At 71.4% G+C, this 22619-nt stretch carries 19 protein-coding genes; 12 read left to right on the top strand and 7 right to left on the bottom strand.

The genetic code is table 11. The features are described 5' to 3' along the window. Window positions 1-60: 60 nt before the first annotated feature. The 4 genes from ACZ6TU_RS04505 to ACZ6TU_RS04490 are packed head-to-tail and all read left to right on the top strand — an operon-like array spanning window position 61 to window position 5178. Window positions 61-825, top strand: coding sequence for a redox-sensing transcriptional repressor Rex (locus tag ACZ6TU_RS04505; RefSeq protein WP_467672524.1), 765 nt, complete (start codon window positions 61-63; stop codon window positions 823-825). Then, window positions 822-2519, top strand: a complete 1698-nt coding sequence (locus ACZ6TU_RS04500) for a glutamyl-tRNA reductase (RefSeq protein WP_467672522.1) — start codon at window positions 822-824, stop codon at window positions 2517-2519. The genes ACZ6TU_RS04505 and ACZ6TU_RS04500 overlap by 4 nt, the downstream gene beginning before the upstream one ends. After that, window positions 2516-3475, top strand: a complete 960-nt coding sequence (gene hemC / locus ACZ6TU_RS04495; RefSeq protein ID WP_086852382.1) for a hydroxymethylbilane synthase — start codon at window positions 2516-2518, stop codon at window positions 3473-3475. The genes ACZ6TU_RS04500 and hemC overlap by 4 nt, the downstream gene beginning before the upstream one ends. Continuing rightward, window positions 3472-5178 carry a bifunctional uroporphyrinogen-III C-methyltransferase/uroporphyrinogen-III synthase gene (locus tag ACZ6TU_RS04490; RefSeq protein ID WP_467672518.1) on the top strand — a complete coding sequence of 569 codons (1707 nt, stop codon included), beginning with the start codon at window positions 3472-3474 and terminating at the stop codon, window positions 5176-5178. Before hemC ends, ACZ6TU_RS04490 begins: the two co-directional genes overlap by 4 nt. A 24-nt stretch (window positions 5179-5202) precedes the next feature. Here the strand turns inward: ACZ6TU_RS04490 and ACZ6TU_RS04485 are convergent, their stop codons facing one another. Then, on the bottom strand, window positions 5203-6591 hold the full coding sequence (locus tag ACZ6TU_RS04485; protein ID WP_469546526.1) for an FAD-binding oxidoreductase: 1389 nt from the start codon (window positions 6589-6591) through the stop codon (window positions 5203-5205). Window positions 6592-6911: 320 nt separating this feature from the next. On the opposite strand from ACZ6TU_RS04485, the gene hemB reads away from it, so the two are divergent. Beyond that, window positions 6912-7910, top strand: coding sequence for a porphobilinogen synthase (hemB, locus tag ACZ6TU_RS04480; protein ID WP_467672514.1), 999 nt, complete (start codon window positions 6912-6914; stop codon window positions 7908-7910). On the opposite strand, the gene ACZ6TU_RS04475 is transcribed toward hemB, so the two are convergent. Then, the gene (locus tag ACZ6TU_RS04475) at window positions 7904-8602 is read right to left on the bottom strand and encodes a DUF4232 domain-containing protein (RefSeq protein ID WP_467672512.1); all 699 of its coding nucleotides are present in this window, start codon (window positions 8600-8602) and stop codon (window positions 7904-7906) included. The genes hemB and ACZ6TU_RS04475 overlap by 7 nt on opposite strands. 228 nt (window positions 8603-8830) lie before the next feature. On the opposite strand from ACZ6TU_RS04475, the gene ACZ6TU_RS04470 reads away from it, so the two are divergent. The 4 genes from ACZ6TU_RS04470 (at window position 8831) to ACZ6TU_RS04455 (ending at window position 13448) form a co-directional block, all read left to right on the top strand. Further along, window positions 8831-10153: a helix-turn-helix domain-containing protein gene (locus ACZ6TU_RS04470; protein WP_469546521.1), complete on the top strand. Its 1323-nt coding sequence runs from the start codon at window positions 8831-8833 to the stop codon at window positions 10151-10153. A gap of 103 nt (window positions 10154-10256) precedes the next feature. Further along, window positions 10257-11159 (top strand): SAM-dependent methyltransferase, encoded by a 903-nt coding sequence (locus tag ACZ6TU_RS04465; protein ID WP_467672508.1) that lies wholly within the window; start codon window positions 10257-10259, stop codon window positions 11157-11159. Between the two features lie 143 nt (window positions 11160-11302). Further along, window positions 11303-12526, top strand: a complete 1224-nt coding sequence (locus ACZ6TU_RS04460) for an aminotransferase-like domain-containing protein (protein WP_469546519.1) — start codon at window positions 11303-11305, stop codon at window positions 12524-12526. An 88-nt stretch (window positions 12527-12614) separates the two neighbouring features. Continuing rightward, complete coding sequence (locus tag ACZ6TU_RS04455) at window positions 12615-13448, top strand: arylamine N-acetyltransferase family protein (protein WP_469546516.1); 834 nt, start codon at window positions 12615-12617, stop codon at window positions 13446-13448. 9 nt (window positions 13449-13457) lie between these two features. On the opposite strand, the gene ACZ6TU_RS04450 is transcribed toward ACZ6TU_RS04455, so the two are convergent. Continuing rightward, window positions 13458-14243: a DUF4253 domain-containing protein gene (locus ACZ6TU_RS04450; RefSeq protein ID WP_467672502.1), complete on the bottom strand. Its 786-nt coding sequence runs from the start codon at window positions 14241-14243 to the stop codon at window positions 13458-13460. Window positions 14244-14330: 87 nt separating this feature from the next. Between ACZ6TU_RS04450 and ACZ6TU_RS04445 the strand changes: the two genes are divergently transcribed. Together ACZ6TU_RS04445 and ACZ6TU_RS04440 are read left to right on the top strand one after the other, a co-directional pair. Continuing rightward, a complete protein-coding gene (locus ACZ6TU_RS04445; protein WP_469546512.1) occupies window positions 14331-14831 on the top strand; it encodes a DinB family protein in 501 nt (166 codons plus the stop codon). A gap of 316 nt (window positions 14832-15147) precedes the next feature. After that, window positions 15148-15531 (top strand): peptidase inhibitor family I36 protein, encoded by a 384-nt coding sequence (locus tag ACZ6TU_RS04440; RefSeq protein WP_467672498.1) that lies wholly within the window; start codon window positions 15148-15150, stop codon window positions 15529-15531. Window positions 15532-15608: 77 nt separating this feature from the next. Here ACZ6TU_RS04440 and argS read toward each other — a convergent pair whose 3' ends face one another. Then, entirely contained in the window at window positions 15609-17381 is a 1773-nt protein-coding gene (gene argS, locus ACZ6TU_RS04435) for an arginine--tRNA ligase (protein ID WP_467672496.1), read from the bottom strand. A gap of 149 nt (window positions 17382-17530) precedes the next feature. On the opposite strand from argS, the gene lysS reads away from it, so the two are divergent. Then, window positions 17531-19273: a lysine--tRNA ligase gene (gene lysS / locus ACZ6TU_RS04430; RefSeq protein WP_469546508.1), complete on the top strand. Its 1743-nt coding sequence runs from the start codon at window positions 17531-17533 to the stop codon at window positions 19271-19273. A gap of 43 nt (window positions 19274-19316) precedes the next feature. Here lysS and ACZ6TU_RS04425 read toward each other — a convergent pair whose 3' ends face one another. From ACZ6TU_RS04425 to ACZ6TU_RS04415, 3 genes are all read right to left on the bottom strand, one after another. Further along, entirely contained in the window at window positions 19317-20588 is a 1272-nt protein-coding gene (locus ACZ6TU_RS04425) for a DUF2637 domain-containing protein (RefSeq protein ID WP_467672492.1), read from the bottom strand. Window positions 20589-20703: 115 nt separating this feature from the next. Further along, window positions 20704-21573, bottom strand: a complete 870-nt coding sequence (locus ACZ6TU_RS04420; RefSeq protein ID WP_469546505.1) for a DUF3558 family protein — start codon at window positions 21571-21573, stop codon at window positions 20704-20706. 118 nt (window positions 21574-21691) lie between these two features. Beyond that, entirely contained in the window at window positions 21692-22510 is an 819-nt protein-coding gene (locus ACZ6TU_RS04415) for a DUF3558 domain-containing protein (protein WP_469546502.1), read from the bottom strand. Window positions 22511-22619 lie beyond the last annotated feature (109 nt).

Below are 22619 nucleotides of genomic sequence, written 5' to 3'. Positions count from 1 at the left end.
CGGGGCGGTCATGTAGGGACGTATGACCGCCTACAGCCCCGCTCTACCCGCAGGAGCACCGTGGCAACTGGCCGAACTCACCGACCGGCGACCCGCAGCCGAGGGATTCCCGAGGCCACCGTCGCCCGGCTTCCGCTGTACCTCCGCGCTCTGACCGGGCTGTCGGAACGCTCGGTGCCCACGGTCTCCTCCGAGGAGCTCGCGGCCGCGGCGGGGGTCAACTCCGCGAAGCTGCGCAAGGACTTCTCCTACCTCGGCTCCTACGGGACCCGGGGCGTCGGCTACGACGTCGAGTATCTCGTCTACCAGATCTCCCGCGAGCTGGGCCTCACCCAGGACTGGCCCGTCGTGATCGTCGGTATCGGTAACCTCGGCGCCGCCCTCGCCAACTACGGCGGGTTCGCCTCCCGCGGCTTCCGGGTCGCCGCGCTGATCGACGCCGACCCGGCCATGGCGGGCAAGCCCGTCGCCGGGATCCCCGTGCAGCACTCCGACGACCTGGAGAAGATCATCCAGGACAACGGCGTGTCGATCGGTGTCATCGCCACCCCCGCCGGTGCCGCCCAGCAGGTCTGCGACCGGCTCGTGGCCGCCGGTGTCACCTCCATCCTGAACTTCGCGCCGACCGTGCTGTCCGTCCCCGACGGCGTCGACGTGCGCAAGGTCGACCTCTCCATCGAGTTGCAGATCCTCGCCTTCCACGAGCAGCGCAAGGCCGGCGAGGAGGCCGCCGCCTCCGACGGTGGCGTCCCGGCCGCCGCCGCGCGCAGCGACTCCGCCGACCAGGGGCCCGACGGGGACATGCCCGCCGTGATGCCGGCATGAGCCTCCTCGTCGTCGGACTCAGCCACCGCAGCGCCCCGGTCAGCGTGCTGGAGCGGGCCTCGCTCAACGCGGACGCGCAGGTCAAGCTGCTCCAGGACACGGTCGCCGCCGAACCGGCCGCCGAGGCCGCGGTGCTCGCCACCTGCAACCGCATCGAGCTCTACGCCGACGTGGACAAGTTCCACGCCGGTGTCGCCGAGCTGTCCACGCTGCTCGCCCAGCACAGCGGGGTCGGCCTGGAGGAGCTCACTCCCTATCTCTACGTGCACTACGAGGACCGGGCCGTCCACCACCTGTTCTCGGTGGCCTGCGGGCTGGACTCGATGGTCGTCGGCGAGGGGCAGATCCTCGGCCAGATCAAGGACTCCCTGGCCCGTGCGCAGGACCTGAACACCGCGGGCCGGTTGCTGAACGACCTGTTCCAGCAGGCCCTGAGGGTCGGCAAGCGCGCGCATTCCGAGACCGGCATCGACCGCGCCGGCCAGTCCCTGGTCACCTTCGGCCTGGAACAACTGGCCGCGGGCGGCGATGTGGAGACCTGGGCCCGGGGCAAGAAGGCCCTGGTCATCGGCGCCGGGTCGATGTCCTCACTGGCCGCGGCGACGCTCGCGCGGGCCGGGGTCGCCGAGATCGTGATCGCCAACCGCACCGTCGACCGCGCCGAGCGGCTCGCGCAGATCCTTTCCGAGGGCGACGACACGGACGTGCTGGCCCGCGCGGTACCGATGGATGCGGTGCCGACCGAGCTGACACGTGCCGACGCCGTCGTCTCCTGCACCGGCGCGACGGGCCTGGTCCTGACGGCCGAGTCGGTCGCCGCCGCGGTCGAGGGCCGGACCGGGCAGCCGGCCGCCGAGGTCGAGGACGACCGGCCCGCGGAGTCCCGGCAGGCCCCGCTGTCTCCATCCTCCGCCGGCAACGACGAGAACTGCCCGCTCGACCTGGCCGCCGTGCAGCCCGGCTTCTCCGTCATGGGCGAGGCCGCCGTGGCCGGCATGGACGCCGCCATGCTGGAGCAGCACGCCGCCTGGGCCGCGGGCGCCACCGTCGACCGCCGGGACGCGGCTCGCCGCAGCCCCGAGGCCGACGCCGAGCTGATCGGCGCGCTCGCCGCGACCGCCGCCACCGTCGGGCGCATCCCCGAGCGGCGCCGGCCCGAGCCGGTCGAGGAGCCGCAGCGCCCGGAGCCCGTGCTCTTCCTGCTCGACCTGGCGATGCCGCGGGACATAGACGCGGCCGCGCACCGGCTGGCCGGGGTGCGGCTGGTGGACATCGAGTCGCTGGCGGAGGCCTCCGCGGGCGCTCCGATGGCTGCCGATGTGGACCAGGTCAGGCGTATCGTCTCCGACGAGGTCGCGGCCTTCGGGGCAGCACTGCGGGCCGCGCACATCACACCGACCGTGGTCGCCCTGCGCACCATGGCCGCCGATGTCGTGGCCAGCGAGATCGCCCGCCTGGACGGGCGGCTGCCCGGCCTCGACGACAAGCACCGCGCGGAGATCACCCAGACCGTGCGGCGCGTGGTGGACAAGCTGCTGCACGCGCCGACCGTACGGGTCAAGCAACTCGCGGCCGAGCCCGGCGGCGCCGGGTACGCGGACGCGCTGCGGACCCTGTTCGACCTCGACCCGGAGGCGGTTGCCGCCGTCTCCCGGGCCGAGGACAGCACAGAGAAAGACCGAGGGCCGGCATGAATGACAAGGCACTACGGCTCGGCACCCGGCGGAGCAGGCTAGCCATGGCCCAGTCCGGGCAGGTGGCCGAGGCCGTGAGCCGGGTGACCGGGCGGCCCGTCGAGCTCGTGGAGATCACCACGTACGGCGACGTCTCGCGTGAGGCGCTCGCCCAGATCGGCGGCACGGGCGTGTTCGTGACCGCCCTGCGCGACGCGCTGCTCAAGGGCGAGGTCGACTTCGCGGTGCACTCGCTGAAGGACCTGCCGACCACGCAGCCCGATGAGCTGGTCGTGGCCGCCGTCCCCGCGCGGGAGGACCCGCGGGACGTGATCGTCGCCCGGGACGCGCTGAAGTTCACCGACCTGCCGAGCGGGGCCCGCATCGGTACCGGATCGCCGCGCCGCATGGCCCAGCTCAACGCGTACGCGCGCAGCCACGGCCTGGACATAGCGACGGTCCCGATCCGCGGCAACGTCGACACCCGGATCGGATACGTACGGTCCGGTGAGCTCGACGCCGTCGTGCTGGCCGCCGCCGGACTGAACCGGATCGGCCGGGGTGACGAAGTGACCGACTTCCTGTCGGTCGACACGGTTTTGCCCGCCCCCGGCCAGGGGGCACTGGCGATCGAGTGTGCCGCGGGCAACGCGGACCTCGTCGCCGCGCTCGCCGAACTCGACGACCCGTTCACGCGGGTCGCCGTGACGGCCGAGCGGTCACTGCTCGCCGCCCTGGAGGCCGGTTGCAGCGCCCCTGTGGGCGCGCTGGCCGACCTTTTGGCCGACGGGCAGATTGTCAAGGAAATGCGCCTGCGCGGCGTCGTCGGCACGACCGACGGCACCCGCATGGTGCAGCTGTCCACCACCGGTCCCGTGCCCGAGACGCACGACGGGGCAATGGCGCTCGGTCGCGAACTCGCGGCCGAGATGCTCGCCCAGGGCGCGGCCGGTCTGATGGGGGAGCGAGCACATTGAGCCCCACCACCCTTTCCGCCGGTCCTGAACACGGGCACGTCACCTTCCTGGGTGCCGGACCCGGAGATCCGGGACTGCTTACTCTGCGCGCCGTCGAGGCGCTGGCGAACGCGGACGTCCTCGTCGCCGAGCACGAAGTGCTCGACGTCGTACGTCAGCACGCCAGGCAGGGCGTCTCCGAAGTGACCACGGACTCGGATCCTTCCCAGGAGCCGGGTCCGGGCACAGGAGCGCCCCAGCTGACGGTAGTTGACGGCACGTCAACCGCCGTCGCCGCCCCCGCGGTGCGGGATGCCGCACATCTTGTCATGGAGGCCGCACGGGGCGGCAGGCGGGTCGTGCGTGCGGTGTCCGGGGACCCCGGACTCGACACGTACGCCGCCGAGGAGATGCTGGCGTGCGCCGCCGCCGGGGTGCCCTTCGAGGTCGTCCCCGGTATCGCGAGCGCCGTCGGTGTGCCCGCGTACGCCGGTGTGCCGCTGCGGGACGCGCAGGGCGCGGACGTGCGGTTCGTGGACGCGCGGACGGCGTCGGACCGGTGCTGGACGGAGGTCGGGGCGTCGGACGGCACGGTCGTCGTGTCCACCACCCTGGACTCCGTCTCCGCGGCGGCCGGCGAGCTCGTCTCCGCCGGCCGCAAGCCGGACACCCCGATGACGGTCACCGTCGCCGGTACGACCACCCGGCAGCGCACCTGGACCGCCACGCTCGGCACGATCGCGCAGACGCTGAAGCAGGCCAAGGTGCTGCCCTCACCCGAGGGCGGCCGACCGGTGATAGCCGTGGTCGGGGAGCGTTCCTCCGCCGCCCAGCGCGACCAGCTCGCGTGGTTCGAGTCCAAGCCGCTGTTCGGCTGGAAGGTGCTCGTGCCGCGCACCAAGGAGCAGGCGGTGTCGCTCTCCGACCAGCTGCGGTCGTACGGGGCCGTGCCGCACGAGGTGCCGACCATCGCCGTCGAGCCGCCGCGCACGCCCCAGCAGATGGAGCGGGCGGTCAAGGGCCTCGTGACCGGCCGCTACGAGTGGATCGCCTTCACCTCGGTGAACGCGGTCAAGGCCGTGCGGGAGAAGTTCGAGGAGTACGGGCTCGACGCACGTGCCTTCGCGGGCATCAAGGTCGCGGCCGTGGGCGAGCAGACGGCCAAGGCGCTGATCGCCTTCGGCGTGAAGCCGGACCTGGTGCCGAGCGGGGAGCAGTCCGCGGCGGGGTTGCTGGAGGACTGGCCCCCTTACGACCCGGTCTTCGACCCCATCGACCGGGTGTTCCTGCCGCGTGCCGACATCGCCACGGAGACGCTGGTCGCCGGGCTGATCGAGCTGGGCTGGGAGGTCGACGACGTCACTGCGTACCGCACCGTGCGGGCCTCGCCGCCGCCGGCCGAGACGCGGGAGGCGATCAAGGGCGGCGGGTTCGACGCCGTGCTGTTCACGTCGTCGTCGACCGTGCGGAACCTGGTCGGTATCGCCGGCAAGCCGCACAACGTCACCGTCATCGCCTGTATCGGGCCGGCCACGGCGAAGACCGCCGAGGAGCACGGGCTCCGGGTGGACGTGATGGCTCCGGAGCCGTCCGTGCACAAGCTGGCGGAGGCGCTGGCCGACTTCGGCGCGAAGCGGAGAGCTGCCGCTCTCGAGGCCGGGGATCCGGTGACGCGGCCGAGCGAGAGGCGGCCGGGGGCTCGGCGGCGGCGTTCGACGACGTAGGTGGATCGACTGTGCCGGCTGCGGCTACGCGGGGGTCACCGCGTGGCCGTAGCGGAGCAGGTTGGACGGGTCGTAGGTGGCCTTGTCGTGGCGTAGGCGCTCGTAGACCTCCGGGGTCCAGGCGCGGGCGCGGTCCTGTTCGTCGCCCGGGGTGCCGTGGATGTTGACCATGGTGCGGCCCGTGCCGTAAGGGGCCATGGCCGTGTAGAGCTGCTGCGTCGCCTGTTCGATGGCCTCGGCGGCGGGTGGCGCGGCCATGATGCCGACCGAGTCGATGAAGTACAGGGCGTCGCGGGCGCAGACGGCGTCCTCGACGGGGGACGGGCGGGACAGCGCGCCGCCCATGTGGCGTATCTCGACCATCAGCAGGGGGTGGTCTGCGCCGGCCGCGGGGCCGGCCTGGTCCAGGAACGTGCCGATGGCGTCGGGCGTCAGGTCGCGCAGGAGCAGGCAGGACTCCCTTCCGGGGAGCGGGTCCTGCGGTTCCATGTGGATGCGGTCCAGGGCCGCGTGGTCCATCACTTCGACCGTGTCGACGGCCACGGGGGCGGCTGCGCGGAGAGGCGCGATCAGGGCCTCGCCCTCGGCCGGGAGGCCGGGCCAGGCGATCGCCACGCGGGCCCAGAAGCCGCCGCGCAGGGGCTCCGGGATCTGGGGGATGGGCGGCAGACGGAGGATCGTGAACGCGCTGCACATCTGGTCCGGGACGGTGCGGGTCCAGTGCGCCCAGGCCTGGAGCAGGGCCTCGGTGTGCTCGCCCGGGCAGTAGATGCCGCCGCCGTAGAGGCGTGGGAGGGGGAGCAGTTCGGTGACGAGTGACGTGACGACGCCTACGTTGCCCTTGCCGCCGCGCAGGGCCCAGAACAGTTCCGGTTCGTGCTGGGGGTCCGTTTCGCGCGGTTGGCCGTCCGGGGTGACGACCTGGAAGGAGCGGACCAGGTCGGCGGCGTAGCCGTAGGCACGGCCGAGGACGGGGAGTCCGCCGCCGAGGGTGTAGCCGATGACGCCCGCGTCCGTGGAGGTGCCGCAGAGGCCGGCGAGGCCGTGCGGGGCGCCCGCGGCCATGACGTGGCTCCACTTCGCGCCCGCGGCGATGGTGGCCGTGCGGGTGGCGGGGTCTATCCGTACGTCGGTCATGCGGGCCGTGTTGATCAGGAGGCCCTGCTCGATGGGGAAGTTGGCCCCGTGGCCGGTGGCCTGGACGGCGACGGGTGTGTGGGTGGCCTTCGCCCAGCGCATGGCGGTGACGATGTCGTCGGGGGCGGTTGCTCCGATGACCACGTCGGGGGTGTGGAGGGCGGCCAGGTTGAAGCCGGTGACCTCGTCGGCGTAGGCGGGATCGCCGGGGCGCAGGACCGGGCCGTGGATTTCAGAGAGGGCGAAGAGGTCGGGCGTGTCGTGGCGGGCGGTCATCGCGTCCTCCGTGGGTGGCGTACGGAGGGACGGCGGCGGCGGGGGGCAGGCCGTCGGGGTCCTTGTCCTTGTTGTTGTTCTCAGGATGGACCTGGTGAGTGGCGGGCGCACCGTGGGGTTGTGGGGTGCTTGGTGCCCGGCGTGGGGGCTGGGGCCGGGCGGGTGCGCAGCTCGGCGCGACGGGGTGCCGCTGCGCCCACCCGTGCCGCCCTGGGGGTACCTCCCAGGCCCTTAAGGCACTGGGAGGCACGCATGCCCGCAGCTGAGTTCCGACAGTGCGTCGGCATCGGGCGGTTTTGGGCGGGCGTAGCGTAGACGGCATGACGACGTACGGATCTTTTCCCGGTACGCGGCCGCGGCGCTTGCGGAGCAATCCCGTCATGCGTCGGATGGTCGCCGAGACCCGGTTGCACCCTGCCGATCTCATTCTTCCGGCCTTCGTGCGGGAGGGCGTCAGCGAGCCGGTGCCGATCGCGGCCATGCCGGGGGTCGTGCAGCACACCCGGGACAGTCTGAAGAAGGCCGCCGCGGAGGCCGTCGCGGCGGGGATCTCCGGGATCATGCTGTTCGGCGTGCCGGAGGAGTCGAAGAAGGACGCCCTCGGGACGCCGGGGACCGACCCGGACGGGATTCTCCAGGCCGCCATCCGGGACGTGCGAGCCGAGGTGGGTGACGACCTGCTCGTCATGTCCGATCTGTGTCTCGACGAGACCACCGATCACGGGCACTGCGGGGTGCTCGACGCTCAGGGGCGGGTCGACAACGACGCGACCCTGGAGCGGTACGCCGAGATGGCCCAGGTGCAGGCCGATGCCGGCGCTCATGTGGTCGGCCCCAGCGGGATGATGGACGGGCAGATCGGCGTCGTCCGGGACGCCCTCGACCAGATCGGGCGGGAGGATGTCGCCATCCTCGCCTACACCGTGAAGTACGCCTCCGCGTTCTACGGGCCGTTCCGGGAGGCCGTCGGCTCGTCCCTGCAGGGGGACCGGAAGACCTATCAGCAGGATCCGGCGAACGTGCGTGAGTCCATGCGGGAACTCGCCCTCGATCTCGAGGAGGGAGCCGACATGGTCATGGTCAAGCCCGCGGGGCCCTACCTGGACATCCTCGCCCGGGTCGCGGACGCCGTGGACGTGCCCGTCGCCGCCTACCAGATCTCCGGTGAGTACTCGATGATCGAGGCCGCCGCCGAGAAGGGCTGGATCGACAGGGATCGCGCGATCATGGAGGCCCTGACCGGTATCCGGCGGGCGGGCGCCCGGAGCATCCTCACCTACTGGGCCACCGAAGTGGCCCAGCGGCTCAAGGATCAGTAGGACAGGGCCTGCTCCATGTCCCGCAGCCAGTACGTGACGGTCAGCGAGCTGTCGTAGTACACGCCCTCGGAGGGCAGCTGCGGGATCGCCGAGGGGCCGCCGCTGCTGTGCGGCGTGCGGCCCTGGAAGCCGACCGTGAGCTCGCGGCCGGTGGTGCCGCCGGAGCCGCTGCCGTCGGCCGCCGACAGCGCTACACCCGCGTATCCGGACTCGCCGGGTGCGAGGGTCGTCACGGCCTGCGGCTTGGACTCCTCGATCGGCTGCGGGGCCCACTGCATCTCGTCGAAGCGCAGCATCGGGTAGTAGGTGAGGTCGCACGTCTTCGAGCCGGTGTTCTTCACCGTGATCAGCATGTGGTTGATGGGGCGGCGGACCGGCTTGGCCGTGACGGTGGTGTTGGCGCCGTTGCAGGAGACACGGGCGGCGGGGGCGGCGGCCGACCCGGGCTTCCTGCCCTTCGCGTTCGTGCCCCGCGTGTTCGTGCTCTTCGTGTGCGTGGCGTTCGTGTTCGTGGCCGTGTCGGCGGCCGTGTCGCTCGCCCTGCCGGGGGCCGTGTCGGTGGGCGCGGTGTTCGCCGTCGCCGTCAGCTGCGGCTCGGCTGCGCCCTCGTCCTGCGTGCCCGTGCCGTCCTGGCACGCCGTGAGAGCGAGGGCGGCCAGGAGGGCGACGGGGAGAGCGTGGTGTTTGCGCATGAGTGGGTTCCCTTTCGGACAAAGGTCGTCGGCAAGAAGGCCCGAGCGAGCCGCTCTACCGGTCGGCCGGGAGCGGCGTGCTTGGATGACCAGAGCTTGTGCGGTGATCCGTCCCAGCCGCCACAGCCGGCGGACGATCAGGGACGCTGGAATGCCCGCACAGGCCTTGACCAGGGGAAATGACTCTCCCCTGGAACGGGGGAACGGGACATGGGGGATGGAGGAACGGTGTCGGAAGGCACGGCCGCGGCAGACTTCGCCGCGTTGCTGGGGGAGTTGAAGGAGCGGTCCGGGCTGAGCTACGGGGTGCTCGCCAAGCGGCTCCACATGAGTACGTCGACGCTGCACCGGTACTGCAACGGGGATGCCGTACCGACCGACTACGCGCCTGTGGAGAGGCTCGCCCGGCTGTGCAAGGCGTCGCCCGAGGTGCTTGTCGAACTGCATCGGCGGTGGGTGCTGGCGGATGCCGGCCGAGGGCGCAAGGGGGTCGGCGCCGCTCCGGCCGGCGAGGCGGTGTCCGTGGTGGAGGCTCCTTCGGAAGCAGGCCTTCCCGAGGAGTCGGGCGGCGTTGTTTCAGCGGGACCGGCGGATCGCCGCCCGCGCCGTCCACGTCCCGCCCTGCTCGCCGCTGCCGTCGCAGCCGTCGTCCTGGGTGGGGTCGGGCTCGCCGTGGCCCTTCCCTCCGGCGGGGTGGACGACGACGGGCGTCGTGGCTCGGCGGCGGTCTCCGACGGGCGTCGGCAGCAGCTGGATGCCGGCCCGGCCGCGTCGGTGTCGCCCTCGGGCAGTTCCTCCTCCGGCAGCGGCAGCGGCAGGAAGAAGGGCGCCGGAATGGACACCGCCTCCGCGACGCCCACCTCATCCGCCTCTGCCACCGGTAGCGGTAGCGGTACAGGCGCCGACCGCCCCGGGCGTGACGCCACCGCCCCCTCGGTCCCCGCCCCCGTCACCGTGCGCACCGAGCCGCACGCCTGGGAGAACCCCTGTTCCCAGCGCTATCTGGTGAACCGGACGCCGGGGCGGGTGGGGCCGCCGCCGCTGGAGCAGGACGCGCCCGCCTGGGTGGGGGCGATGGGAGCCGTGCCGTCGGGGCAGCAGTATCTGGAGGTCACCGTGCAGGGCACCGGGAAGGAGACGGTGGTCGTCGACGGGCTGACGGTCCGTATGGCCGGCAAGCGTGCGCCGCTTGCCTGGAACGACTACGCCATGGGCTATCCGGGCGTCGGCTGCGGCGGCGGCGTCCAGACCCGCTCCTTCACGGTCGCTCTCGACGCCGCGCGTCCCGCCGTCGTCCCGGAGGCGGGGCACGACGACTTCCCGTTCAAGGTGAGCGAGTCCGACCCGGAGGTCTACTACATCCGGGCCGACGCCTCCGCGTACGACGTCAGCTGGTACCTGGAGCTGAGCTGGTCCAGCGGCGACCGGAGCGGCACGCTGAGGGTGGACGACCGGGGCCGGCCCTTCCGGACGAGCGGCAACAACGGGCGTCCGGCGTACGAGTTCCCGCTGGGCGGCGACAAGTGGGTCCCGGCCGGGACCACCGACTGACTCGGTGGCACTCGCACGGGCACCATCAAATCGCCTGAGCCGTTAGGTTGTTGACCATCGGAGTGGTTGCTGATTGAACCACCTACTCTTCAGGGAGACGTCCATGACCGGTGACGCCCTCAGCCAGGATCCCGCCGAGCTGCAGAGGAGGATCGACAGCAGCAAGGCGCACCCGGCCCGCGTCTACGACGTCTTCCTCGGCGGCAAGGACCACTACCCGGCCGACCGGGACGCGGCCGCCGCCGCGCTCGCCGCCAACCCGCGCGGGTACCTCGACGTACGGCACAACCGCGACTTCCTGCGCCGCGCGGTGACCACGCTGGTGGAGCAGGACGGCATCCGGCAGTTCCTCGACATCGGCACGGGACTGCCGACCGCCGAGAACGTGCACCAGATCGCGCAGCGCATCGCGCCCGACTCGCGGGTCGTGTACGTCGACAACGACCCGGTCGTGCTCGCGCACGCGCGGGCCCTGCTGACGAGCGGTCCCGAGGGGCGTACGGACTACATCGACGCCGATCTGCGGGATCCGGCCCGCATCCTGGAACAGGCCGCCAAGACCCTGGACTTCGACCAGCCGGTCGCGCTCTGCCTGGTCGCCATCCTGCACTTCGTCGCGGACGAGGAGGCGTATCCGCTGGTGCGCGAGCTGCTCGACGCGCTGCCCGTCGGAAGTCGGCTGGTGCTCAGTCACCTCACCGAGGACCTCAACCCCGAGAACATCCGCGCGGTCCAGCGGACGTACACCGAGCGGGGGTTCACCTTCGTGCTGCGGTCCCGGGCGGAGGTGGAGCGGTTCTTCACGGAGAACTCCCTGGAGATCGCCGACCCGGGGGTCGTGCCCGCGCACCGCTGGCGGCCCGACCACGCGGCTCCCGTCCCCGAGCAGCCGGAGGAGTCGTACCTCGCCAATCTCGACGAGATCGAGAAGGTCCGCTACCGCGACATCAACGACGTCACGGACGCGGACATCAACGTGTACGCGGGGATGGCCGCCAAGGGCTGAGCAGGGTCTCCCGGCGTCATCGGGCGTCTTCCGGCGCCTGCCCTTGCCGTCCCGCGTCCGGATCGCGGAAATGTGCTTGTAGGTGGCACGTACTTCTCTAGGCTGCGTCGCACACTCGTCGCCGCAGTCGAAGGAGCCGTGTCATGACCGTCACCGAGCCCGCGCCCGCCCACTCTCCCGTGCCGCCGCTCGCCGCGCGGGCGCGATCGGTCGGCGGTTCTCCCGTGCGGGACATCCTCGCCGTCACCGCCCGCCCCGAGGTGATCAACTTCGCGGGCGGGCTGCCGGCGCCGGAGCTGTTCGACGCGGAGGGCATCGCGGCCACGTACCGGGCCGTCCTCGCCGAGGAACCCGCGCGGGCGTTGCAGTACTCCACGACCGAGGGCGAGCCCACGCTGCGGGCCGCGCTCGCCGACCGCACCACGGCACGCGGACTGCCGACCGCTCCCGACGACCTGCTCGTCACCACCGGCTCCCAGCAGGCCCTCTCGCTCCTGGCCACCGCGCTGCTCGAACCCGGGGACACCGTCCTCGTGGAGAGCCCCTGCTATCTGGCGGCCCTTCAGGCGTTCGGCTTCGCCGGAGCGCGGGTCGTGGCCGTGCCCGGCGACGAGCACGGTGTCGATCCCGAGGCGCTGGAGGAGCTCGTGGCGCGCGAGCGGCCCAAGCTGCTCTACACCGTCCCCACCTTCCAGAACCCCACCGGCCGCACGCTGCCCGCCGAGCGGCGCGCCGCCGTGGCCGCCGTCGCAGCCCGGCGCGGGCTCTGGATCGTCGAGGACGACCCCTACGGGGAGCTCCGCTACGAGGGCGAACGCCTGCCGTGGATCGCCTCCCACCCGGGCGCCGAGGACCGTACGGTCCTGCTCGGCAGCTTCTCCAAGGTGATGGCGCCCGGTCTGCGGCTGGGCTGGCTGCGCGCTCCCGGTGAGCTGCGGCGCGCCTGTGCCGTCGCCAAGCAGGCCGCCGACCTGCACACGCCGACCGTCAACCAGCTCGCAGCGGCCCGGTACCTCACCGACCACGACCTGGACGCCCACGTCACGCGTGTCGCCGGCGTGTACCGCGAACGCCGGGACGCCATGCTCGCGGGACTGCCCGGCGCGCTGCCCCAGGGGTCGGTCTGGACCTGGCCCGAGGGCGGCATGTTCCTCTGGGCCCGCCTCCCCGAGCCGTACGACACGACGGCCCTGCTGCCGCAGGTGGTGCGGCACGACGTGGCGTACGTCCCCGGAGCCCCCTTCCACGCCGGCACGCCCGACCGTACGACCCTGCGGCTGTGCTTCGTGACGCAGACGCCGGAGGAGATCGAGGAGGGGCTGCGGAGGCTGGGGAAGGGACTGCGGGCCGGCACGCCGGGGGCCTAGGACCAACGGGGCCTAGGACCAACGGCGGAGCGGCGGCTCCGGCTGTGGGCTGCGGACAGGGTGGGACGGGTGTCGTTACGGTGACGCCATGCTGGACTCCACACAGTTCGAACTCGACGCGTATTTCCGGCGGATCGGATGGGAGGGGGAGCGGCGGGCCGACCCGGCCACCCTGCGCGGTGTGCATCTGGCGCACATGAGGGCCATCCCGTTCGAGAACCTCGACGCACTGCGCCGCACGGCCCCCTCCCTCGATCCGGCCGACCTCATGGCCAAGCTGGTCCACAGCCGGCGCGGCGGCTACTGCTACGAGCACAACACGCTGTTCGCCCGCGCGCTGGAGGCCCTGGGCTTCCGGGTGACCCTGCTGGCCGCGCGGGTCGTCGTCGGCGCCGACACCATCGCCAGCCGGCCCCGCACACACATGGCGTTGCTGGCCGAGGTCCCCGGCGAACCGCGGCCGTACCTCACGGACGTCGGCTTCGGGGCGATCGGTTCGCTGCTGGAGCCGGTGCCGCTGGTGGCGGACGTCGAGTTCGCCGGGGCCGGGCGGCGGCACCGCCTGGTGCACGTGCCGCACGACGGTCCGCTGGAGATGTGGCTGCTTCAGGCCCACGACCCGCAGAAGGACGACTGGACCGGGCAGTACGCCTTCACCCTGGAGCCCTTCGAGAAGCCCGACTTCGACGTCATCAACTGGCACATCGCGACCAACCCGCGCTCGCCGTTCAGCCAGCGCGCCTATGTCCAGCACATCAGCGCCGCCCGGCACCTCCTGCTCGACGGCCGGCTCCTCACGGAGACCCGCGCCGACGGGACGGTCACCGAGCGGGAGGTGACCGGTGAGGCGGAGGCGCGACGGCTCCTGGAGGAGGAGTTCGGCATCACCGCGCCGGAGGGGATGACGCTGCTGACCGGCTGACGGGCCGGGTCAGTCCCACCAGAAGTGCCAGACCGGCTGGTCGAGGACCTGGTGCTCGGCGTAGGCCCGCAGCGTCGGATCGGTGCCCTGCCGGACGTTGTCCGGGCAGAACGCGAAGTGCTCGGCGGCGACGGCCTCCGCGTCGGCCATGGTGGCGGGCGGGGCGGCGACCGACACCAGCAGGTGATCGAAGCCGAGGGCCACGACCCGTATGCCGAAGCGGTCCTCCCAGGAGCGCAGCACCGCGCTGAGCCGGGCCGTGTCCCCATCGTGGTTCGCCGGGCCCGTCCAGCCGATCGCCGTCGGTATGTCCGCGCTGCGGCGGGCCGGGACGAGGGCGAGACGGGGGTCCTTCAGCGGGCCTCCGTCGTCGAGCAGCGAGTCCGCGACACCGGTGGCGACGGCGTCAGGGTCCTGGTGGAGCGGGCGAGGGTCGGCCGGCCCGGGCCATGCCTCGTCCTGCGGGGCGTACTCCTCCCAGTACTCGGCCAGGACCTCCTCGGCGTCGTGGTCCCCGGGGTACGACACCTCGCCGGGAATCAACTCCCAGCGGTCCGGCCCACCATGGCCGTCGCCCCTTTCGAGGACGACCGGCAGCAGTCCCGTACGACGGGCCGGCTCCAGCGCCGCCCAGCCACCCGGCAGGGCCCGCTCGTCCGCGCACCACAGCAGCGGCTCGCGCCAGGGGCCCTCGTCCGTGGTGTCGACGAGTGCCCCGGCGGGGAGCCGGAGTCCGAGTGCGCTGCCGCTCGGTTCTGCCGTCAGCTTCGGCAAGGGGTTCGGAAGAGTCGCCATGGTCGTGACTGTAGAGGCGACCACTGACAATCGGGACCAGCCTCTCAGAGGACACAGGCTGACCTAGTTGCTCCCTACTGTCCTCCCATGACCACTTCCTCGGAGATGACGGACCTGTCGCAGGCGCTCGCGGAGCAGCGGGAGTTGCTGCTGATCACCGTGCGCGGACTCACCGACGCGCAGGCCGCGCAGCGTACGACCGTCAGCGAGCTCACTCTGGGCGGGATCGTGAAGCACCTCGCCCAGGGCGAGGCGGCATGGACGCGGATCATGGTCAAGGGAGACGGGGAACTGCCCGACGGCATGCTGGACATGGGGCAGTACCGGATGGCCGAGGGCGACACGCTCGCCGGGCTGCTGGAGCGGTACGCGGCGGCTGCCCGGGCGACCGACGAGGCCGTGGCCGGGCTGCCGGACCTGGGGCAGAGCGTGCTTCTGCCGACGACTCCGTGGTCACCGCCGGAACCCGAGTACTGGTCGGCGCGCCGGATCCTGCTGCACCTGATCAGGGAGACGGCCCAGCACGCCGGGCACGCGGACATCGTCCGGGAGGCACTGGACGGCGCGAACACCACGGCCCAGCGCTGATCCGGCGGCCGGTCGGACGCGGGCGTCGAAGCGCCGTGGTCAGCGGTCCCCGTCACCGCCGCATTCTGCATCAGCATCCACGCCGTGCCCCATACCTCGGTTCCTTTCTCCCCGCCGCCCCCTACCGATTCGGCCAGGCCTGCCGCGACCGTCCCGCCGCACCGTCCCGGCGGCCGGTGTCCCCGCAGGTCAGCGCGCGGGACGTCCCGCGAGTACGTCACTTCGGAGGCGGCTGTGGCGGCTCCGGGTCCCCGGGCCGCAGTCTCGTTGCCGAGTCGGCCGGTGCGGTCGGCCCGCCCACGAAGGGGGAAACAGCATGCGTATGACCAGGAAGCTCGCCGTCATGGCCGGGGGCATCGCGCTGACCGGTGGTCTGCTGGCCGGCAACACGGGCACCGCCGGTGCGGCGGAGACCGCCCCGCAGGCGGCGTCGGACTGCCCGACGGGCTGGTTCTGTGTCTGGGCCGGCAAGAACTACACCGGCCGCATGCAGAAGGTCGAGGGAAGGAACGCGGACCTCACCGGGTTCGTCGTCTTCCAGGGGTTCAAGTCCTGGTACAACCACGGCCGGTCCTGTGACTACAAGTGGTACGGGCAGAAGAACTTCCGCGGCGACAGCGGGGTCCTCGCGAGGGGAGCCAAGGGGACCGGCGACACGGTCTGGGCCCAGAAGTCCAACGAGTGGGTCAACTGCCGCTGAGCAGCGGCCCGCCACAACGCCCGAGGGCGGCACTCCACGGGGGAGTGCCGCCCTCGGCCTGTCTCCGGCGGCCGGTCTCAGAGCCGCTCGGGCGTCCGGATGCCCAGCAGAGCCATGCCCTGGTGGAGCGTGCGGGCCGTGACGTCGCAGAGGAACAGGCGGTTCTCGATCTGCTCGGGCGACTCGGCCTTCAGGACCGGGCACTTGTCGTAGAACGTCGTGTACAGGGACGCCAGCTGGTACAGGTACGCCGTCATCTTGTGCGGGGCGTACTCCGTCGCCGCCTCCGCCACCGTCGCCGCGAACGAGTCCGCGTGCAGACCCAGCGCGCGCTCCGCCTCGTGCAGGTCCAGCTCGGGGTGCGCGACGGGGCGGGAATCGCCGGCCTTGCGCAGGATCGACTGGATACGGGCGTAGGCGTACTGGAGGTAGACGGACGTGTCGCCGTTCAGCGAGACCATCTGGTCCAGGTCGAACTTGTAGTCGCGGTTCGCCGACGTCGACAGGTCCGCGTACTTCACCGCGCCGATGCCGACCTGGGTGCCCCGCTCGGCGATCTCCTCCTCGGAGAGGTCCTGCGCCTTCTCCCGGACCACCGCCGAGGCACGGTCGATCGCCTCGTCCAGCAGGTCGACCAGGCGGACCGTCTCGCCCTCACGGGTCTTGAACGGCTTGCCGTCCTTGCCGAGGACCGTGCCGAAGGCGAGCTGCACCGCCCTGACGTCCTCGTTCAGCCAGCCCGCCCGGCGGGCCGTCTCGAAGACCATCTTGAAGTGCAGCGACTGGCGGGCGTCCACCACGTACAGCAGCGTGTTCGCCTTGATGTTGAACACGCGGTCGCGGATCGCCGAGAGGTCGGTCGCCGCGTAGCCGTAGCCGCCGTCCGACTTCTGCACGATCAGCGGGACCGGGTTGCCGTCCGGGCCCTTGATGTCGTCGAAGAAGACACAGAGCGCGCCCTCGGAGCGGACCGCGACGCCCGACTCCTCCAGCAGGCGGCAGGTCTCCGCGAGCATGTCGTTGTAGCCGGACTCGCCGACGATGTCCGGGTCCCGGATCTCCATGTCCAGCTTCTCGAAGACGGAGAAGAAGTAGATCTTCGACTCGTCCACGAACTTCTGCCACATGGCGAGGGTCTGCGGGTCGCCCGCCTGGAGGTCCACCACCCGGCGGCGGGCCCGCGTCTTGAACTCCTCGTCCGCGTCGAAGAGCTTGCGGGCGGCCTTGTAGAGGCGGTCGAGGTTCGACATCGCCTGTTCGCCGGACGCCTGGAGGTCTTCGCCCTCGTGGTGGTCCAGCTCGTGCGGGTGCTCCTCCAGGTACTGGATGAGCATGCCGAACTGGGTGCCCCAGTCGCCGATGTGGTGACGCCGGACGACGCTCTCGCCGGTGAACTCCAGCAGCTGCGCCACCGAGTCGCCGATCACCGCGGAGCGCAGGTGACCGACGTGCATCTCCTTCGCCACGTTCGGCTGGGCGTAGTCGATGACCGTGGTGCCCGGCTGCCCGGCGTGCGGCACGCCGAGGCGGCCGGTGTCGTCCGCGTAGCGCGCGGCGAGGGTCTCCGTGATCGCCCGGTCCGTGATCGTGATGTTCAGGAAGCCGGGGCCGGAGACCTCGATGTCCTTGATCACGTCACCCGACTCGACCCGGGAGACGACCTGCGTCGCCAGCTCCCGCGGGTTCGCCTTCTCCTTCTTCGCGAGGGCCAGGATCCCGTTGGCCTGGAAGTCGGCCCGGTCGCTTCGTCGCAGCAGCGGGTCCGCGGAGCCGGCCTGCGGCAGAGCTGCCGACAGGGCCGCCGCGAGGCGCTGGTGGACGGAGTCGCTGAGGGACGTGACCGAGGCCATAGGTAAGGGTGCCGTTCTCCTCGTGGGGATGGATAGACCCGCCCAGTATCCCATGTGGGTAAAGCCGTTTTTCCGGGCGCACGCAGGTCTGGGACAATGAGGCGGTCAGCCGTGCGACCGTACCGGCTGCCCGATGCAGAAAGAAGGACGTGCCGATCGTGGCTCAGAGCACCGAGACCACCGACTGGGTCTCCCGTTTCGCGGATGAGGTCATCGAGGAGTCGGAGCGCCGGGCCCCGGGCAAACCCGTCGTCGTCGCGTCCGGGCTGTCGCCGTCGGGCCCCATCCACCTCGGGAACCTGCGCGAGGTCATGACGCCGCATCTCGTCGCCGACGAGATCCGCCGCCGGGGGTACCAGGTGCGGCACCTGATCTCCTGGGACGACTACGACCGGTACCGCAAGGTGCCGGCCGGTGTCCCGGGCGTCGACGAGACGTGGGCCGAGCACATCGGCAAGCCGCTGACGTCCGTCCCGGCCCCGAAGGGCTCCTCGCACGCCAACTGGGCCGAGCACTTCAAGGCCGCGATGGTCGAGTCGCTGGCCGAGCTGGGCGTGGAGTTCGACGGGATCAGCCAGACCGCGCAGTACACCTCCGGCGTGTACCGCGAGCAGATCCTGCACGCCATGAGGCACCGCGGCGACATCGACGCGATCCTCGCCCAGTACCGGACGAAGAAGGCCCCGGCCAAGAAGCAGCAGCAGAAGCCCCTCGACGAGGCCGAGCTGGAGGCCGCGGAGGGCTCCGGCGCGGCCGGCGAGGACGACGGCAGCTCCGGCGCCGCCGGGTACTTCCCGTACAAGCCGTACTGCGGCAACTGCGAGAAGGACCTCACGACCGTCACGTCCTACGAGGACGAATCCACGGAGCTGACGTACGCCTGCACCGCGTGCGGCTTCTCCGAGACGGTCCGGCTGAGCGAGTTCAACCGCGGCAAGCTGGTCTGGAAGGTCGACTGGCCGATGCGGTGGGCCTACGAAGGGGTCGTGTTCGAGCCCTCCGGTGTCGACCACTCCTCCCCGGGATCGTCCTTCCAGGTCGGCGGGCAGATCGTCGGGATCTTCGGTGGGAAGCAGCCGATCGGGCCGATGTACGCCTTCGTCGGAATCTCCGGCATGGCGAAGATGTCGTCCTCGAAGGGCGGCGTGCCGACGCCCGCCGACGCCCTGAAGATCATGGAACCGCAGCTGCTGCGCTGGCTCTACGCCCGGCGCAGGCCGAACCAGTCCTTCAAGGTCGCCTTCGACCAGGAGATCCAGCGGCTGTACGACGAGTGGGACCGGCTGGACGCCAAGGTCGCCGACGGCAGCGTCCTGCCGGCCGACGCCGCCGCGCACTCGCGTGCGGTGCGTACGGCCGCCGGTGAGCTGCCGCGGACGGCCCGGCCGCTGCCGTACCGGACGCTGGCGTCCGTCGCGGACATCACCGCCGGACACGAGGACCAGGCGCTGCGGATCCTGAGCGAGCTGGACCCGGAGCAGCCGCTGACCTCGCTCGACGAGGCCCGCCCGCGGTACGACAAGGCCGAGGCCTGGATCAACACGCACGTGCCCGCCGACCAGCGGACCATCGTGCGCGACGAGCCCGACGCCGAGCTGCTGAAGTCGCTCGACGAGCAGGGGCTGGAGTCGCTGCGGCTGCTGCTCGACGGACTGGCCGACCACTGGTCGCTGGACGGGCTGACGCACCTCGTCTACGGCGTGCCGAAGGTGCAGGCCGGGTTCTCGGCCGACGCCACGCCGAAGGAGCTGCCGCCGGAGATCAAGACCGCCCAGCGGTCCTTCTTCGCCCTGCTGTACCACCTGCTGGTCGGGCGGGACACGGGGCCGCGGCTGCCGACGCTGCTGCTGGCGGTGGGGCAGGAGCGGGTGCGGGCCCTGCTCGGGGAGTAGTCGCCGGTGTGAAAAGAGGGGCCCTGTTCGCAGGGCCCCTTCTTCATGCGATGTGCTCTTCTTCCAGTTCCTTGTAGTGGCGGCTGCTGAAGCGGTCGACCATGCGCTTGGCTTCCGTGGTGTCGATGCGGATGCCGTATTCCGCTTCCAGGTTGTCGACGAGCTGGTTCGGGGTGGGGTAGCTGCCGTTGATCGACTGCTTGAAGACCTGGTAGTAGGACTCCTCGTCCGGCTCGGAGGCCGGCGGGGTGCCGCCGCCCTCGCCGAGTTCGCGGGTGCGGTTGGGGCCCACCGGGATGGGGAAGCTGCCGGTGTCCTCCGGGGCGGGTTCCTGCTCGTACTGGGTCTGGTACTGCTCGGCCTCTTGCTGTTCCGCGATCCACTGGGCGTACTGCTCGGGGTCGTAGGCCGGGTCGTAGCCGCCCTGGTACTCGACCGCGCGCTGGGTGTTGAACCAGGGGCTCTGGTCCGGCTCGGGCTCGTAGTCGGGAGCCTCCGCGTGAGGGCTGCCGTCGAGTTCGGGGCGCTGCTCGCCGGGAGGCGCCGCTCTCTGCGGAACAGGGCCCGCCCCGACGGCACGACTGCCCGCAGCCGGGTCGGCTGCCGCGCCCGCGTCCAGGGCCTGCTGCGGCGGCGGAGGGATCAGGGCCGGTTCGATGCCCGCCGCTGCCAGTCCCGCCGGGGCCGTCTCCGCCAACGGCACTCCGTACCTGGCCAGCCGTAGCGGCATCAGGGACTCCACCGGGGCCTTCCTGCGCCACGCCCGTCCGAAGCGGGAACGCAGCCGGGCCTGGTAGACGAGACGTTCCTGCTCCAGCTTGATGACCTGGTCGTAGGAGCGGAGCTCCCAGAGCTTCATGCGGCGCCAGAGGAGGAACGTCGGGACGGGGGAGAGCAGCCAGCGGGTGAGGCGGACGCCCTCCATGTGCTTGTCGGCTGTGATGTCGGCGATCCGGCCGATCGCGTGGCGGGCCGCCTCGACCGCGACCACGAACAGGATCGGGATCACCGCGTGCATGCCGACACCGAGCGGATCCGGCCAGGCGGCAGCGCCGTTGAAGGCGATCGTCGCCGCTGTCAGGAGCCAGGCCGTCTGGCGGAGGAGCGGGAAGGGGATCCTGATCCAGGTGAGGAGCAGGTCCAGGGCCAGCAGGACGCAGATGCCCGCGTCGATGCCGATCGGGAAGACGTAGGAGAAGTTCCCGAAGCCCTTCTTGAGGGCCAACTCGCGGACGGCCGCGTACGAACCGGCGAAGCCGATGCCGGCGATGATCACGGCGCCGGCCACGACCACACCGATGAGAACGCGGTGCATCCGAGTCAGCTGAAGTGGCGCGGCCACCCGTACTCCCCTCCCCTTGCGTGTTGTTGCGCGCAACAGGGTGGCACATGTGTGCGGAGGACGGGTGGCCGGTTCCCGTCGGGCTTGTTCAGCTCTTCGACGCGGGCTTCTTGGACGGCGACTTCGACGCGTCGTCCGAGGGCTCGTCCGACGCGTCCTTGGACGCCGACTTCGACGGGGCGCCGCTCGCCTTGCCGCCGCCCGCGCCGTTCGCGTCGGACACCGCCGCCACCGCCTCCTTGGCGGCCTTCTTCGCGTCCTTCATCAGGTCGTCGGCGCTCGGGCTCTTGTCGCCGGCCAGGCCCGCGCCGTTGTAGTCGAGGGTGATGACGACGTTCTCGACGCGTGCCACGACCGTCTGCTGCTTGAAGGTGCCTTCCTTCTTCTTCAGCTCGTAGCGCACGGCCGTCGCCTCGTCGCCCGTCCCGGGCACCGGCTCCGACTTGGCGCTCTTGGCACCCTCCACGGCCTGGGCGTCCTGGACCTGCTTCTCGAAGTACTCCTGGGCCAGCTTGTCGGCCGGGCCGCGGGAGACGTCCGACTCGAAGCGCAGCATCGACACGTTCAGCCAGCGGAACTGCGAGCCCTTGACGCCGTTGTTGTCGAGGCTGTTCCAGGAGCAGTTGCCGCGGGTCGAGATGTCGTCCGACTTGCCCTCCTTGCCGGACTTGCCCTCCGGGACGAGGTCCTTCAGCGTCTTCTTCGACAGCGCCTTGCAGGGCTCCGGAAGCTTGTCGTACGCCGCCGCCTCCACGGTCGGCGACGGGCTCGTGGAGGCCGAGGCGGCGGCCTTCGCGGCCTTGTCCGTGCTGTCGCCGGAGCCGGAGTCCGAGGAGCAGCCGGCGGCGACCAGCATCACGGGGACGGCGGCCGCGCAGACAAGGACGCGGTTGAGTCGCTTCGCTCGCTGATCTCGCTGGTCACGCTGTGCTCGTAGCTGCATGGTTCCTTCACTCATGACGCTCGTGGTTCCTGCGGTCGGAACGGGTCCGAGTGGTCACGGTACGCGGTGAGGCGGCGGTGTGTTCTTCCTCCGGGTGCTTTGCGGGTGCCCGTGAAGGGGGCGTGAAGGGGCCTCAGTCGCTCAGCGAATCGGCCAGCTGCGAGGCCAGTTTCCGGGCCCTGTCCTGCATTTCCTTGCTGTCCGGGACGACGCCGACGGTGGCCGGCTGCTCGGCGTACTCGATGGTCACGATGACGTTGGACGTGCGGAATGCCACAGTCACCGTCCGCTGCTTGGCCGTCGAACCGGAGCTGCTCAGCTCGTCGTCGAGGAAGGCCTCGTCGCCGACCTCCTCCAGGACGCGCGGCTGGAGATCGGTCGGGGCGGCGGAGGCGGACGCCGAGGGTGACGAGGAGCCCGACGGGGACGGGGAGCCGCTCGGAGCGGTGGAGGAACCGCCGGCCGGGGTGCTGCCGACGGCCGCCGACTCGGTGGCGGTCGGCTCGGGCAGGTGGGCCGCCGCCTCCTTCTCCGCGAAGAGCTGCTCGGCCTGGTTGTCGTCGCTGACCGCGTTGTCGTAGGAGACGACCCGTTCGAAGTCGACGAGCAGATGGTCGGTGGCCTGCTGCGAATCGACCTTCCACTGGCAGCCGACCTTGCGGTCGGTGTCGTACGTGACCGTCGCCTCGCCCTCGTACGCCTTCTCGCGCTGTTCCTCGTCGGTGATCTGCCGGATACCGGGCAGGAGTTCGTCAAGGGAGCTCTGGCCGACGGCGCCGCAGGGCTCGGGCAGGGTGCGGTACCGGCCCGGCTCGGCGGCGGCCGAGGCCGTGCCCGTGTCGTCCGGGTTGGAGTCGTCCGTCGGGCCGCCGTCGCCCGAGCCGCCGGTGCAGCCGGCCAGCAGGGCCGCGAGGAGCGCTGCGATACCTGGTGCGTACGCCTTCCGTTGCACGTGGTGGCTCCTCTCGACGCGGATATTGGCTTGCCGCCGCGGGGCGGCCGATGAACACAATGTGTATCGCACGCACTGCCGTGGACGCCGGTCCGGATTCCCTTTCGTC

Source organism: Streptomyces sp. NPDC052064 (assembly GCF_055585925.1).
Note: the sequence above shows the minus strand (reverse complement) of the source record. Positions and strands in the feature narration are given on the sequence as shown.